A 14,758-nucleotide genomic window follows, 5' to 3' on the forward strand; every position below is an offset into this window, starting at 1 on the left:
ACCACAACAAAAGCCCTTTTTAGAAAGCTCACACAACTTTAACTATTAAACTTAAACAATAATCCTGCCATAAGTTTAGCTGAGTATTTTGCCGTATTTCCCTTCATAGAAGGTTAGTGGTGCCCCTTCACTAATGTCGAGTTCAGTTACTTCTCCAATAAAGAGTGTATGGTCCCCAGCTATTTGTTTACTATGGACCTTACAGACGATGTTTGCTAAAGCATTTTTTATTACTGGAAGTTCATTTATCCAGCCAAATTCAATCTGGCGATTATCTTTAATCTGCCCTGCAAAATGCATGGATAACTCTTTTTGGGCTTCTGACAATATATTTACAGCAAATTTACCAGATTCATTAATTTTATCTAGCATTTTAGCATTTTCGCCTATGGATATGATAACCAACCTTGGGTTAAGGGAAACTGACATAAATGCATTCGCCGTCATACCGTGTGCTTCATTTTCTAAAAGTGTCGTGATCACTGTTACTCCTGTAGCAAATTTCCCCATCGCATTTCTAAAATTTCTATCATCCATCATTTTATAACCTCCTTAAAATTTGTACTGCACTGATACTTTGACTCAAAAGGTATCTGTTTTAAAAATTTAACCGTCACTCCTTCCGCAACACCTCCCTTCAGCATTTCTATAACTTGACCGCTAATTTCATCATTTTTCCTGCTGGATCCATATCTTATAAATAACCCCTGACAAGTTTTATTCCAGGTTTTGATTTCTACACGATATACACCTGGCGCTGGCAGGATATACTTATTTTCGGTATGGAACTCCATATTTTTCTTTTTATCGTGTTTATGTCTATTTGAACCATTAACGACCCCTTTAATTTCAAAATGATGTCCCATATAGTAAGGAACAAGGTGGACATCTCCGTCCCTTACTATTTTCCTGATTATGGTTGAACTTATTTTTTCGCCATTATGTACCTGTTTTGAAATCACGGTTACATCAAAAGGGTTATTTTCACTCATTTTTTGCAAATAATCAGCAGTCCCTTGAGCTTTTTTACCAAAGGTAAAGTCAAATCCCACAACTAAGTGTTTAGCTTGAAGACCTAGAACATATTGTTTAATAAAATCAGATGGCAAAAGGGAAGCAAATGATGAATTAAACTTTATGACAAAAAGTTTATCCACTCCAATGGCAGCCATTCTTTCAATCTTTAAAGCCAGGGGAGTTATATATCTCCAATCTTTCTCCAATTTGATTACTTCATTTGGATGTGGATCGAAGGTCATCGCCGTGAATTTAAGATTGTTCTTTTCAGCTATTTTCTTGGTTTGCATTAACAGAGATTGATGCCCTAAATGAACACCGTCAAAAAAACCTAATGCCATTACATGAGGCTCCCTTGGATATAGGGATCCCTTTAGTGGATGTGTTAAATGGTAAACTTCCAACTTGCTTCACCTTCTCCGTCATTAAGTTAATAAAATTTTGTCAAAGGGGAAAAAATGGTGTTGTCGATTTTATTTAATGGAATACTGGACTTCAAAAACCTTGCATCCGTTTGCTAACCAAGGACCAAGTTTCGTGCCCGGTGGACGGGTATTACCCATTCATGCGGAATCAACAACTTTCCAATAATCTTGTATGTGCACTCATTTTTTACCGATTAAAGGTTTCTGTGTAATGAATTATGTATACATAATCCATGACACAGAACATTCACATACCTGCTTCCTGTGATACCCAATTATCAATTTGAGCATTCAGCACGTGGTCCCTGTGGAAGAATATATCAGAGATAAAAGGCTCCTCGTTGTTTGATGTCACGAGAAGCCATTTGATGGATTGCCATATTGCTATAGGAATGCAGAAGTCCGGTACATACCTCTTTATTGTTGCGTGGAGTAATAGCGGACCTCGAAAATCTTACAGCCATCTGGTGATTTCCACGGTCCATGTTCCATACCGGGAGGGCGGCAAGCAACCATTCCTGCTGTAAATTCCTCATTTAGACGCAAATCGATTAAAGATCCTTCAATAATATATAATTCTTCCCAAAAATCATGGACTTGCACGCCATTAGGAGATGTATCTGTCCCTGGACCGTTATGAAGAATTCTTGTAGCGACCCCTGTAGTAGGGTCAGAAGCAATGATTCTTTCAGAAAGGCTCTTAACTTTACTAAAAGGCTGCGCTTCAAAAGTGGTATGATCGACAAATTCATGTTCTTCTTTTTTCTGATCTGCATAATAGCGAACTTCGAAAATCCTGCAGCCATTAGGTGATTTCCATGGACCATGCTCCATCCCTGGAGGACGGCATGCAACCATTCCTGCTGTAAATTCCTCATTTAGACGTAAATCGATTAAGGATCCTTCAATAATATATAATTCTTCCCAAAAGTCATGGACTTGCACGCCATCAGGCGATGTATCAGTACCTGCTTCCAGTTCAAGGATACGAGTTGCTACATTAGTATCTGGAATCTGCGCAATAATCCGTTGAGATGCACCTTCTACAGTTTTTGAAGGAACGGCCTCAAAGGTTTTATACTCAACAAATTCCAACTCTGGTTTTCTATCAATTTTCATTTTTGATTTTTCCATTTCAAACTACCTCCGCATCCACTAAAATATGAACCTGATAATTCAATTGAATTTTGTTATCTGTTAAACGATCATATAATTCTGCTGAAAATGCTTCCCCATAAATGAATTCACCATTTATAATCGGTAATGTTCCGCAAAACACAATCATATCCTCACTATCATAGCCACGTTCTTCGATAATTTTGAGCAATTCTTCAGGATGCAAGAATTCTCCTAGCTTGCCTGCTTGGTACTCGTTTTTCACCCCATCGACGATCATCCAGCTTCTCATTTCAATGTCATCCCATCGATCTTTTACGTCATCCAAGTCCCAAAATTGTGTTGAAATAGGTTTGCTGCATACTTGTTTGGATTTCTGAATAGACACTTTTTCAAGCCCGCGATCCGTGTGGTCACTGCCTAGTCCTAAATACCATTTCCCTTCAATTTTCATGATGACCACTTCTGCTTCTCCGCTGCTGCTTTCTTGGATAACTGAAATTGAGTTATTTGTCGTAATGAGATTTGTTGAAAGATCGTAAATCATCGGAACTTGTGGAGGAGCCGGAACGCCGATCTCCTTCAATTCATCAATATGTTTTTTTACAGATTCCTGGTCTTTTCCCGTATAGCCGGCAATAAGCAATCGTTTAGGGTCTGCGACAATATTTCTTCCACAAACATTAATATTTATCAACTGAATTCCTCCTGCCTATCTAATACCCGGTGCTTCAAATTAGGAAATACATCACGAATTTTAGCAACCTGAGCTGGATCAATCTCTGTTTTAATAATAGTTTCTTCATCTCCTCCAGCAGCCACAACAATCCCCCATGGGTCAACCACTTGACTATGACCAGCTAAAAGGACGTCATTAGTATTTCCAACACAATTACTCGAAATCAAGAAACACTGGTTTTCCAATGCCCGAACTGAATTGAATAATTTCCAATGCTCCAGTCTTCTATGCGGCCAAGCAGATGTAACAAGAAGTAACTCTGCTCCTAAATCCACTTCTGCACGGTACAATTCAGGAAATCGCAAATCATAACAAGTTGATAAGCCAACTTTCCCGAATTCTGTATCGACTACAGATGTTTCATTTCCTCTCGTCAATATTTGACCTTCTTTTGAACCATAACGAAATAAATGCATTTTTCGATAGGTTCCTATTAGTGTCCCATCCGGAGAAAATAGAACACTTGTGTTGTAGTACTTTCCATTATTTTTTTCTATAAAACTACCTGCAAATATATATGACTTAACTTCTTTGGCCTTTGCGGAGAAACGTTGGACAAAATCGCCATTCAATTCTTCTGATTCGTCTATATAGCGATCAAAAGAAAAGTACCCCGTTGCCCACGTTTCTGGTAAAACTATTAAATCTTGTCCTTTTAATCCATCAATCATTGACTCCACACGATCTATGCGAGCAGATTTAGACTCACTATCTTTAATCTCCAATTGTATCGACGCTATTTTCATTTCTGCACCACCCTATCATTTATATTTTTTATATTAGTTCTTCCACTTGAGTGGGAAGTGAATAGCTTCCTAAAAATTTATCCACCATTTGAACCGGCTCATCATAGCCGTAATTTCTAAATGAAAAGCCTTTCGTGACGAAAGGTGCACCATTATAGAACATTTCATACTGTTGATGCCTGCCACCGAATTCTGAACCAATGATATCCCATACTAACTTAAATAGTTTAATTTTCTCCTCAGCCCCAACTCCCGTAGAACGTATATATTGATACATATCATCTTTCGTTTCAGGATTGATGAGCTCTTTATATGAGGATGGTAATTGTAAAACGCCTCCACCGCATAACTCCCGTAAAATTTTAATAGTGGAAGCATAGATAGTTTCCTGTTGACCGACTACACCATAAAGAAAACGTGGATTTGGTCGTGCCACACCGTTTTTGTCGATGATACAATTATATTCCGAAGCTAAAAGATTACCTTCTACAGAAGCAGCAATAGAAGCGAGTTCCCCTAACTTCTCTTGGACTGATGGGATTTTATCAATTCCATTCATAGCAGAAACTTTTCGGGCAGCACCAATCAAAAATTTCAATTTATTGCTAAATCTAATTTGCGCTTGATTATTGCCTAATACGTGAGCTGGTGTTTCATGGAACTGAGCTCTCACGATGTCAATATTTTTGTAAACAAAAATATCTTGCCAAGGAATAAATACATCGTCAAAAACAACTAATGAATCACTTTCATCAAAACGGGAGGACAATGGGTAATCAAATGTGCTTGGTGATTTTTCAGCATAACCAGGCCTCGCATAAAATTTTAATCCTTTTGCATGAATCGGCAGGACAAAAGACAAAGCATAATCTTCATCACCAGGTCTGAGTGGTGTAAGGCAACTTACGAATAAGTAATCGGATACGGCTGATGCAGTACCGAGCATTTGAGAACCTCGAACAATAATTCCATCCTCCCTTTCTTCGTACACTCCAACTGGGAGAAATTTATCTTCCTGCTCATGAGCTGCTTTACTTCGATCAATTTGTGGCGGAATAATAACGTATGTTACATATAGATCTTGATCTCGCACATGTTTATAGAAATTCAAAACATTATTTCCATAACCTTCTCCTCCACGATCAAACACTTCGGGTGAACTGGCAAAAGCAGCCAAAAAGCTGGCAACGTGATCAGGGCTTCTTCCGACAAATCCACAAGTTGCTTCAGACCATTTAGAAATCGCCAATCTTCTCTCTTCAAGTTCTTCCCGACTCCTTGGAATCATATAAATTTTATTTGCTAGCGTACCGTCCTCAGTTTTGTATGTCATATTCTGAGATTCATCCCATGCTAGGTCGTATAAGCCTGCAATGGTTTGGGTAATCCCTGTAAAAGCTGGGTGGGTCGTCACATCCTGTACTCGTTCCCCATTTATGTAGATTGCCCTATCATCTTTCAATGTCTGTAAATATTCTTTACCTGTTCTAACCATACCTGATTCCTCCTATATGTTTGAATAAGTACATGTTTTAAAAACAAGAAACGATTTAACAGCTTAATGGCGAACCTTAATTGTATTTTGTGTGATGTATTATGTATTGTGTATACATTAAAGGCTTTGCCAATTCCTATCATGTAATTATGGTTGGTAAAGTCAAAGTGAATTTAATGTTTATCCCTTAAATATTCTCTACTCTTTACCTATGAACATCAACGACTGGTAAACGCTTTCATTTACAATGAACTATAGACGGTTCTTTCAACACCATGGCTTACTATCTAAGCAAAAACCCAGGAAAAAGAATTGGAAGGATTTCTCCAAGGTTTTTGCTCTAAACGTGAGAATTGGTTTGACCTTGCTGTAAATCTTCCATTTCATAGGCAAGTTTATTCAAAACCGTTAATTTTTGTCCCTATAAATATAGTAAACTACCTTTTACTGGGAGCAATCCCTCCCTTCAATCATTTGATGGAAAATCAAGAATTATCAACCATAATCAATGTTTCTTTTGTTTTTTCCAAATGGTTTAAAATCGCCTGTGAAGCTAGTTCGGGATTTTTCTCCTCTAAAGCCTGGATAATCTGAGTATGTTCCATTAAAACATTTTTCATTCTCCCAAGTTTACTGACTGCTTTTAACCCCATTAGCTGAGTAAGGTTATGAAGATTGTTCAAAACTTGCTCTATTATGGTGAAGTTTGCCAGTCTTGTCAACGAGAGATGAAACTCATGGTCTAGCTTAATAAAACTAATAGCATCATCATTTTGCAATGCTTCTTCTTGCTGCTTCAGAATTAATTTAAGCAGCCTCAGTTGTTCAGGTGATGTAATTTCTTTTGTTAGTTTTTTCACTGATTCAACTTCAATAGCACTTCTTAGTAAAAAGATTTCATCCTGTTCCTCTGGAGTAATCTTTCTTACAGTTAAACCCTTCCTTGGAATGGAAACAAGTAATCCTTCCTTCACCAAATCTTGAATAGCTGCCCTTACCGGAGTTCTTGAAGTATCTAACCTTTCCGCTAATTGAACTTCTGTAAATATTTCATCACTGGTAATACCACCAAATAAAATGGCTTTTTTTATTTGATTATAAACTTTATCTTGTGTTGTTCTTTCCTTTTCGATTGGTTTTAAATGAATTCCTGCCATATTAATCCGTCCTTTTTGATAAGTCTTTACTTTATGAACAACTTGAATCTATATGATTGGCTAAATCCTCATATGTGTTATGTATACATAATACATAACACTCCAGACATAAGTCAATAATATATTTTCCATTTTTCTGAATTTTACAAAACGGTCATTGTCTTTGTAATTTTCTTAAAACGCAATTTCATTTAAAAATCATTCTCTTTAAAGTCAAAAGATGTAACAAAAGGATAAAAAAACAAATAAAAAAAACCCCAGATAATGGGGGATGGATCGATATTCATTTATACAAAATATCATCTTTTAGTGAAGCAACTTTAGTCAAAGCTGTATCTATGTCAGCTTCATTCACTCCAAAGTGAGCAAGTGCATCGTTAAGATGTTTGACAATGGCATTGAAATGGTCTGGTTGCAGATTCAATCCTTGGTGCGCCTTTGCCATGGATTGTCCAGAATATTGTTTTGGGCCGCCTAATGCAAAACTAATAAATTTTGTCTGATGACTCCGTTGCTTTTCCATATCCGTTTTTTCAAAAAAATGATTAACTGTCTCATCTTTAAGAACCAATTCGGAGTAAAAATAGTCCACAACTTTTGCTATCGCTTCTTCTCCGCCAACTTTTTCATAAAGTGTTTGTTCCATATCCACACTCCTAATTTGTAATTAATAGAAGTATTCTTTGTAGAAAACTTGATTTTATTCCTTATCTTTCAATAATATCTCCTTTTGCTCTAGCACCCTTGCAACTAACCTGTCCCCTTAAGGCGTAAAATTACTGGAATTGGATTAGAAGATGGAATTTGGACTCACTTGCTGCTAGGTATGAAAAAAGCCAGATTACTCGAATGGTTTTCGTTGAAAATCTGCTCATGAATTCGATAAAGGTTTACATGTTCTTTAATATCATTATGTAATTATTCCAAACTCCTGTCATTTGTACAATACATCACTCAAGAATATGGCTCAATTAAAAGAAGGAATGCGATAGTGACACCCTGCCCCCCTCTTAGAGAATGTACAATTTGAACGTTGCCTCCAGGCACTCGCTTTCCGCGGGCGGTCCGCCATCCGTACCAATCAGCTTTGTTTTAACTTTGAAACAAGTTAGCCGACAATATTTTTTCAGCAATTAAATAACCACTAATGGGTAATGCCTTCTCCTATTTTTCGATTTTACACTCAAAAAGAAGGATACCCAAAAAAACTGAAGACATTAATTTTAAGATAAAAAAGTTACCAGTTTGGCCAAAAAATAAGTATAAGAATGTAATAGATTGGATAAACTAATAAAAAAGGAGTGGGAGATTATGGAGACTAAACTTAAAGTAGGAACGAAAGAAATGTGGAGCGAAATTAATGAATGTATAACTCGGAAAATCAATGAAAAACATGATTTATCTTTTCAAAAGAAAAGCAATGATAATTATATGAATCTATATATTCAAACAGCCGTCTTACACACGTTATTTGAACTATCAGATGAGTTCAGGAAAATCGAAAGAAAATATAACGGATAGTGGTGCTTCCGGAAAGGACATGCACTAAATTCACCTTAGCGGTGGATTAGGATTATACTCTTTAAGGGAGCCCATTAATCCTAATCCACTTTTTCTTTCCAGCTTTATTATTTACATCATTACCGCTGCCGGCAATTTGACCAGCATTATTACTGTACCATTTGTTTCCCTTCCCTATAAATCCCTCTTTCTATTCCAACTAGAATCCATGAACCAAATAGAAACCCGACCAGTTTTTAAGGTTGGGGTTTTTCCTGTGTTTTAAGTTTTAGTATAATGCGAATGATCTTAATGGTACGCTAGGTTAAATACTATAATTTGTTGTTTTATTAATCTAAAATCTTGTATATTTAAATGAGTATGTTTTATAACTTGCTGAAGTTTGAAACGAATGATCAGTAGCAGCTCCGAATAGCTTTTTAATTAGCTAAAATCATTGAAAATAAATATTTTTGGAAAGTGAGCTGAAAGCTGATGTTGTGGTCACCACTATTCGAAAATGATGTACCTGCAGTTATTCTTCCTTAACGGCAGAAAACTTGCATCTCCGTTAGGGACTGGAATGTTTAGTTAAAACGGAGGGTACAAAAATGAAAAACACTATATTAGGTTCTTTATATTTATCACTCGCTGCCAGCATTTGGGGCGGGATGTATGTTGTGGTAAAAGTTGTGGTAGACGTTGTTCCGCCACTTGAATTAGTATTTTTACGATATGTAATTGCGATTTTAGCATTGCTGACAATTGGTTTTATAACAAAACAATCTTGGCGGATCGACAAACGGGACTGGCTTTTGGTTTTCATTATAGGACTTGTTGGAAACACCATTTCCATCGTAACCCAGGAAGTTGGCACGCTACTTTCTTCTGCGCAAATGGGAGCCATCATTACTTCAACAACACCTGCGTTCATGGTGATATTTGCACGGATCATTTTAAAAGAAAAGATCACTTTTAAAAAATCAATTTCTGTTATTTTAGCGACAATCGGTGTCGGTATCATTGTCGGAAATGCCCATATTGGCTCATCTCACCAACTTGGGGGCGTATCACTGCTTATTGCTGCGTTAACTTGGGCCCTTATGTCTGTTCTAATCAAACGTGTACCTGGGCAATATTCACAAATTGTTTTAACGACCTATGCCGTGCTTGTGGCAATTGTCCTTTTAACCCCTTTTACGATTAGTCGATTGGATGAGCTTGACTTTCAAGCCATCATGCATCCATCCATATGGGGCGGCCTTCTATACTTGGGCGTTATTTCAACAGCATGTGCCTTTTTACTGTGGAATCGCGGACTGCAAATGCTTACCGCTTCAAGTGGCGGACTATTTTTCTTTTTACAGCCTATAGTCGGTACTTTTTTAGGTTGGTTAATACTAGGTGAACAAATCGGCTTGTCCTTTTGGATCGGTACAATCTTAATTTTCATCGGTGTGCTATTAGTCATTCGGGAAGAATGACCCACATTAAATTTATTAGAATTATATATTAAAAAATGTACCTTATAGAGCAGTCACTCTGAAACAGGCTGCCTATAAGGTTCTTTTTTAGGTTTAAAAAAGGGGGCTTGCAGAAAAGTTGTTTTTTTGTTTATAATTTCTCCTTCTTATCCCCCTTTAATAAGGCGGAATCCAATAACCCATCGCACTAGAGTGAATAGCATTATACTAGCTTGTTTGTCTAATGTAATCCAAACTTCCTTCCTCAAGGCAAAAAGATACTTTCTTTTGTTTATTTCAACCCATTATATCGAAAATCCCCTAAAATACATTCATTACGTAATTATTATCATAATTTCATGTACATTTCGAAAGAATTTTTGTTATCATTAATTCATAATCTTGGAAATGAATGCTGAATTTTATAACAAAGGAGGGGTCGTTTTTGAAAAATCCATATACGGAATTGACGATTGGAATGATGAGAACGGGGATATTAGGATTCGGCGGCGGGCCGTCTGTCATCCCGCTCATCCGCCACGAAGCAGTTTCCCGTTATCACTGGCTTGACGATGATGAATTCGGGGACACATTGGCGATTGCCAATACACTCCCTGGACCGATTGCCACGAAGATGGCAGCATATCTTGGTTATAAATTAAAAGGCTGGCCGGGAGCCATCGTAAGTGTGGCGGCTCACGTATTACCTTCATGCATTGCAATGGTTTTCTTGATTGCGTTCATTAATGTTCTAAGTAATTCGGCAATGATCAGTAATATGATCGCTGCTGTCATGCCGGTTGTCGCTGTCATGCTTGGTCAAATGGCTTATGAGTTTGGCGAAAAGGCGGTAAAAGGGTTAGGAAAGGTGCTCGGAATCACCTTTTTTGCGATTTCCTTTTTGCTTCTGCAGGTCATTTCCCTGCATCCGGGTATCGTCATTATGATGTTTCTTTTATATGGGGCGTTTCATTATAAATTAAAGGATAGATTGAAAAATAAAAAGACTGATAGGAAGGAGGAATCCGCTTAATGGGTATTATTATCCCAATAGGAGTTGCTGTTTTTCTAGCGTTTTTCATTGCCAATATTCTTGGTTACGGCGGAGGTCCAGCTTCGATTCCGCTTATGTATGATCAAATCGTCACCCGTTATGGCTGGCTTGATAATACCGAGTTCTCACAAATGCTCGCGTTAGGAAATTCACTCCCTGGACCCATCGCCACGAAAATAGCCGCATATGTCGGATATGATGTATATGGCTGGCCAGGATTTATAGCTGCATTGGCAGGCACGATCATCCCTTCAGCTGTGGCTTTGATATATCTATTAAAGATCCTTCGAAAATACAAGCAATCGCCTATCGTAAAAGGCATGTCACTACTTGTACAGCCAGTGATCGCGATCATGATGTTATTGCTCACCTGGAATATGGCCGCGGACGCGGTCGGGTCCATCGGCTACATCCATTCAGTCTTCATCGCTGGATTGGCCTTCTTGGCTTTAGGTAAATTCAAGATCCACCCTGCATTCGTAATCATTCTTGCCTTTGCGTATGGCGGCTTTATCATCCCGCTCACATAAATAAAAAAATCCGCCTGTATAGGGGGATTTTTTTATTAAAGCTTCATGCCCATCCGGCTTTTATAACGTTTAATGAGAATTTGGCAATCAACGCTGACAACACCGACGACCGCATACAGTTTCTCATTAAGAAAGCGTTCCATCTCTTGATTATCAGTAAAGATTCCGTGCATATGGAGTTTACTCGGACCGGTCATATGATATAAACTCGTAACAGCCGGTTCACTTTCTAATTGCTGTGCGACCGATTCTAGATATTTTGGCTCAACCTCCACGTTAAAGAATGCCGAAACATGGATGCCGACTTTAGCTGGATTTATGACCGCAGTGAACCTCTCGATCACACCCTTTTCAACTAGATGATTAATTCTCATCTGAACCGCAACTCTGGAAAGCTCCACTTTCTTCGCTAAGTCGGTATATGAAATTCGTGCATCTTCATGTAAAACCGATATGATTTTCTTATCGATCTCATCAACTTTCAAGCTGGGAATCTTAAAGTCCTCCGCCATCTTACGTAACTCCTTTTCAATTTCTTTACTCCATTATCGCAGAGAACACCATCGTATCACAACAATCTTCCTACTCACTTCTTATAACGAAGAAAGAAATTTTTTAGTATCCCTTTTCAATGAACTACCTCCTACTTGCCAAGAAATGTCCATCGTTTATGTAGTTTTCAAACTTAAGGTGCATCAATTCAACCAGCTGGGTGCAGCCGCCAAAAAGATCGATAGACTTAGAACCGGACAAATTGACAACATCGCCCACACTTCCTTGATATCCTAATAGTCTGCAGTCCCCCTCCTTTTCTAAGATTGAAAGGCGGGGGTTTTACAGACCGTATACTGCAGGATAAAAGTTTATGAATATCCAAGGGACACTTCCTCAACCCTTTGATTGAAAGGTCTTTGCGATATTTTTGTATTCCTCATCATTGATAATGCCCATTTTTTTGAATAATGCGGAATATGCCATTATTTTTTTCTGTGTACGGTTTGTACAATTCATATGGATCAGCTCCTTTTTTACATAGTATTCATTCACGACAAAATGTTTCCTTAATACAAAACATTTTGTATAAACTAAATAAAGAAACGGTCCATTTTCACGGCAGTTTCCATTCGTTAGAGGTGTAATTAAAATAAGTTCTATATGAATAATTAGTAACAACTTCGAAAAGTGTTATGTTTAATGGTTTCGCGTGGAAAATTATGTTTTTTCACGGTTGCCGCATAGCAATCCTACGTATATGTTTATTGGGAGGAGTGGCTAAATACAACCTGATTCCCCCCTGCACAGGACTTAAAAAAGTGACAGTTTTGGCCCATTAAACGGATTGTCTCTCTTGCAACAAGTCATCATTCGGATTATCGTTGTTTAATAGATGCGAAGAAATTGAAAAAACTGCATACTTTCTTCATACTTTCTCGCTAAACTGACTTTATTCAATAAGAAGGTGAATAATCCTGAAAATCTCCTTTAAACTCGGACTATCTATATTTATTTGCATTTTTTTAATGGAAACCGTCTCCATGATTTACTTGCATAATAAAGTGATCCATTCCCGTATCAATCAAGAATTGGAATCACTGAAGGCCCGTGGCAATAGTCATCGTGATGTGTTGGAAATCACGTATTCCGACTCTACCCTTAAGCATATCGGACTGATGGAATACCATACCGATACAGATGTCGTGATTACGAACACTAGAGGAGATATTCTGATATCTTCCGCAAAGGTAAATGGGGGAATGAACAAAATCTTGGCAAAAAAGATCCCGCAAGTACCCCGAAAAGGTATGGTCCTCCAATCAAGTTGGAAGGATGAAAGATATATAGCCACCGTTACGCCATTTATCAGTGATAAAGAAAATAAAGGCTATGTTTATATGTTCAAAGATACTAGAGATGTTAAGGATTTAATCGCACAATTGAATAGGCATTTCCTTTTTGCGACTGCATTGCTCCTTTTATTCATGCTTATCACCATCTATTTTCTATCAAAGGCTTTGACTAGACCGCTTATTTCGATGAAGGAAGCGACAACCAAACTCAGCAAAGGGAATTTTTCAGTGGCTGTGCCGGTACGATCACATGATGAACTCGGGGAGCTTGCCCAATCCATTCAAAGCTTGGCTAATGAATTGAACTATTTAAAGAAGGAACGCAATGAATTTTTGGCAAGTATCTCCCATGAACTGCGCACGCCGCTAACTTATATCAAAGGATACGCTGATATAACCCGCCGGAAAGATTTGGATGCATCAGAACGAACAAGATACTTAGAGATCATCCATGATGAATCCGAACGATTAAACAAATTATTGGACGAACTATTCAATATGGCTAGAATGGATGTAAATACATTCACCATATCAAAAGAAATCGTTCAGCTCTCTTCATTCCTGCAAAACATTCATGAAAAAGTGTTACCGGCTTTTGCAAATGAAAGAATTCAATTGAATCTGGAATGCAAGGATGATTTATTTATAGATATAGATCCCTCACGGTTTGAGCAAGTCATTCTTAACCTGTTGGATAATGCGTTGAAGTACTCGAACGAATATACAGTCACCACCATCAATGCCACTGAATGCAATGGCTGGATTTCCATCTCCATAATCGATCAAGGGGTTGGCATTCCACCTGAAGATGTCCCCCATATCTTTGATCGTTTATATCGTGTCGAGAAATCACGCGCCAGAGATACCGGCGGTTTCGGATTGGGGCTCTCCATCGTCAAGCAATTAGTGGAGATACAAGGTGGAACCATTTCGGTTAAAAGCAATTTGGAGCAAGGAACGTGCTTCACTATCACATTTAAGGAGATAACAAATGAAGACAGTAGTTCTGGTTGATGATGAACAGAGAATGCTTGATCTATTAGAGCTATACATTAAGCCTCACGGATATACATGCCTGAAGATGAAATCTGGGCTTGAAGCCTTACAGTTCTTAGCGCGTGAACATGCGGACATAGTACTTCTTGATGTAATGATGCCTGAGATGGATGGGTGGGAAACGTGCGAGAGGATCCGCGCATTTTCCAGCATTCCCATAATCATGCTCACCGCTCGGGATGCTGCACAAGAAATGGTGAAAGGGTTGAAAAAGGGTGCAGATGATTATATTACGAAACCCTTTCATGAAGATGTTTTACTTGCCAGAATCGAAGCAGTGACGCGGCGGGTGTACAATCAGGATGATTCTTTGACCTTTAGGGGGCTAAAATTAAATGAATCCGCTTATGAAGCACAATATGATACCAAAACAATTCCATTTACACCGAAAGAGTTCTCACTGCTGTGCTTGTTTTTAAAATCCCCAGACCAAGTGTATTCCAGAGACCACCTGCTTTCGACCATATGGGGATTTAAAACGGATACCGAAGATCGGACAATCGATTCCCATATTCGAAATATTAGAGAGAAATTGCGTCATGCCGGTTTTCCAGCAGATCAACATTTGAAAACGGTCTGGGGCATCGGGTATAAATGGAGTTCTGGGGATTGA

At 38.1% G+C, this 14,758-nt stretch carries 15 protein-coding genes; 6 read left to right on the top strand and 9 right to left on the bottom strand.

Annotated features, from left to right (window positions below):
- Positions 1-75: 75 nt before the first annotated feature.
- From A6755_RS21925 to A6755_RS21960, 8 genes are all read right to left on the bottom strand, one after another.
- Positions 76-537 (bottom strand): flavin reductase family protein, encoded by a 462-nt coding sequence (locus tag A6755_RS21925; RefSeq protein ID WP_063592658.1) that lies wholly within the window; start codon positions 535-537, stop codon positions 76-78.
- Positions 537-1,358, bottom strand: a complete 822-nt coding sequence (locus A6755_RS21930) for an FAD synthetase family protein (RefSeq protein WP_063591946.1) — start codon at positions 1,356-1,358, stop codon at positions 537-539. Before A6755_RS21930 ends, A6755_RS21925 begins: the two co-directional genes overlap by 1 nt.
- 501 nt (positions 1,359-1,859) lie before the next feature.
- Positions 1,860-2,576, bottom strand: a complete 717-nt coding sequence (locus A6755_RS26805) for a cupin domain-containing protein (RefSeq protein ID WP_063591947.1) — start codon at positions 2,574-2,576, stop codon at positions 1,860-1,862.
- A gap of 1 nt (position 2,577) precedes the next feature.
- Complete coding sequence (locus A6755_RS21940) at positions 2,578-3,255, bottom strand: DUF2848 family protein (RefSeq protein ID WP_244889706.1); 678 nt, start codon at positions 3,253-3,255, stop codon at positions 2,578-2,580.
- Entirely contained in the window at positions 3,252-4,043 is a 792-nt protein-coding gene (locus tag A6755_RS21945) for a carbon-nitrogen family hydrolase (protein ID WP_063591948.1), read from the bottom strand. The genes A6755_RS21940 and A6755_RS21945 overlap by 4 nt, the downstream gene beginning before the upstream one ends.
- Positions 4,044-4,071: 28 nt before the next feature.
- Positions 4,072-5,538, bottom strand: a complete 1,467-nt coding sequence (locus tag A6755_RS21950) for a 4-hydroxyphenylacetate 3-hydroxylase family protein (protein ID WP_063591949.1) — start codon at positions 5,536-5,538, stop codon at positions 4,072-4,074.
- 485 nt (positions 5,539-6,023) lie between these two features.
- Positions 6,024-6,695 carry a GntR family transcriptional regulator gene (locus A6755_RS21955; RefSeq protein ID WP_048689664.1) on the bottom strand — a complete coding sequence of 224 codons (672 nt, stop codon included), beginning with the start codon at positions 6,693-6,695 and terminating at the stop codon, positions 6,024-6,026.
- A 283-nt stretch (positions 6,696-6,978) separates the two neighbouring features.
- Positions 6,979-7,341: a group I truncated hemoglobin gene (locus A6755_RS21960; RefSeq protein ID WP_063591950.1), complete on the bottom strand. Its 363-nt coding sequence runs from the start codon at positions 7,339-7,341 to the stop codon at positions 6,979-6,981.
- Positions 7,342-8,006: 665 nt separating this feature from the next.
- Between A6755_RS21960 and A6755_RS21965 the strand changes: the two genes are divergently transcribed.
- The 4 genes from A6755_RS21965 to chrA all read left to right on the top strand — a co-directional run bounded on the left by A6755_RS21965 (position 8,007) and on the right by chrA (position 11,242).
- Positions 8,007-8,216: a hypothetical protein gene (locus tag A6755_RS21965; RefSeq protein WP_063591951.1), complete on the top strand. Its 210-nt coding sequence runs from the start codon at positions 8,007-8,009 to the stop codon at positions 8,214-8,216.
- 590 nt (positions 8,217-8,806) lie between these two features.
- Entirely contained in the window at positions 8,807-9,679 is an 873-nt protein-coding gene (locus A6755_RS21970; protein WP_063591952.1) for a DMT family transporter, read from the top strand.
- Positions 9,680-10,103: 424 nt separating this feature from the next.
- A complete protein-coding gene (chrB, locus tag A6755_RS21975; protein WP_034315014.1) occupies positions 10,104-10,691 on the top strand; it encodes a chromate efflux transporter ChrB in 588 nt (195 codons plus the stop codon).
- Positions 10,691-11,242 carry a chromate efflux transporter ChrA gene (gene chrA / locus A6755_RS21980; RefSeq protein WP_063591953.1) on the top strand — a complete coding sequence of 184 codons (552 nt, stop codon included), beginning with the start codon at positions 10,691-10,693 and terminating at the stop codon, positions 11,240-11,242. The genes chrB and chrA overlap by 1 nt, the downstream gene beginning before the upstream one ends.
- A 35-nt stretch (positions 11,243-11,277) precedes the next feature.
- Here chrA and chrS read toward each other — a convergent pair whose 3' ends face one another.
- Positions 11,278-11,754, bottom strand: coding sequence for a chromate efflux transcriptional regulator ChrS (gene chrS, locus A6755_RS21985; RefSeq protein ID WP_063591954.1), 477 nt, complete (start codon positions 11,752-11,754; stop codon positions 11,278-11,280).
- Between the two features lie 1,023 nt (positions 11,755-12,777).
- On the opposite strand from chrS, the gene A6755_RS21990 reads away from it, so the two are divergent.
- On the top strand, positions 12,778-14,103 hold the full coding sequence (locus tag A6755_RS21990) for a HAMP domain-containing sensor histidine kinase (RefSeq protein ID WP_347876804.1): 1,326 nt from the start codon (positions 12,778-12,780) through the stop codon (positions 14,101-14,103).
- Entirely contained in the window at positions 14,081-14,758 is a 678-nt protein-coding gene (locus A6755_RS21995) for a response regulator transcription factor (protein WP_063591956.1), read from the top strand. Before A6755_RS21990 ends, A6755_RS21995 begins: the two co-directional genes overlap by 23 nt.

The organism is Peribacillus frigoritolerans (assembly GCF_001636405.1).
GTDB classification, from domain to species: domain Bacteria; phylum Bacillota; class Bacilli; order Bacillales; family DSM-1321; genus Peribacillus; species Peribacillus frigoritolerans.

Excerpts from the sequence above, each read along its gene's own strand:
- A6755_RS21950 (WP_063591949.1), bottom strand. The coding sequence starts at position 5,538 with ATGGTTAGAACAGGTAAAGAATATTTACAGACATTGAAAGATGATAGG.
- A6755_RS21930 (WP_063591946.1), bottom strand. The coding sequence starts at position 1,358 with ATGGCATTAGGTTTTTTTGACGGTGTTCATTTAGGGCATCAATCTCTG.
- chrS (WP_063591954.1), bottom strand. The coding sequence starts at position 11,754 with ATGGCGGAGGACTTTAAGATTCCCAGCTTGAAAGTTGATGAGATCGAT.
- A6755_RS21995 (WP_063591956.1), top strand. The coding sequence starts at position 14,081 with ATGAAGACAGTAGTTCTGGTTGATGATGAACAGAGAATGCTTGATCTA.
- A6755_RS21955 (WP_048689664.1), bottom strand. The coding sequence starts at position 6,695 with ATGGCAGGAATTCATTTAAAACCAATCGAAAAGGAAAGAACAACACAA.
- A6755_RS21925 (WP_063592658.1), bottom strand. The coding sequence starts at position 537 with ATGGATGATAGAAATTTTAGAAATGCGATGGGGAAATTTGCTACAGGA.
- A6755_RS21965 (WP_063591951.1), top strand. The coding sequence starts at position 8,007 with ATGGAGACTAAACTTAAAGTAGGAACGAAAGAAATGTGGAGCGAAATT.
- A6755_RS26805 (WP_063591947.1), bottom strand. The coding sequence starts at position 2,576 with ATGGAAAAATCAAAAATGAAAATTGATAGAAAACCAGAGTTGGAATTT.
- A6755_RS21970 (WP_063591952.1), top strand. The coding sequence starts at position 8,807 with ATGAAAAACACTATATTAGGTTCTTTATATTTATCACTCGCTGCCAGC.
- chrA (WP_063591953.1), top strand. The coding sequence starts at position 10,691 with ATGGGTATTATTATCCCAATAGGAGTTGCTGTTTTTCTAGCGTTTTTC.
- A6755_RS21960 (WP_063591950.1), bottom strand. The coding sequence starts at position 7,341 with ATGGAACAAACACTTTATGAAAAAGTTGGCGGAGAAGAAGCGATAGCA.
- A6755_RS21990 (WP_347876804.1), top strand. The coding sequence starts at position 12,778 with ATGATTTACTTGCATAATAAAGTGATCCATTCCCGTATCAATCAAGAA.
- A6755_RS21945 (WP_063591948.1), bottom strand. The coding sequence starts at position 4,043 with ATGAAAATAGCGTCGATACAATTGGAGATTAAAGATAGTGAGTCTAAA.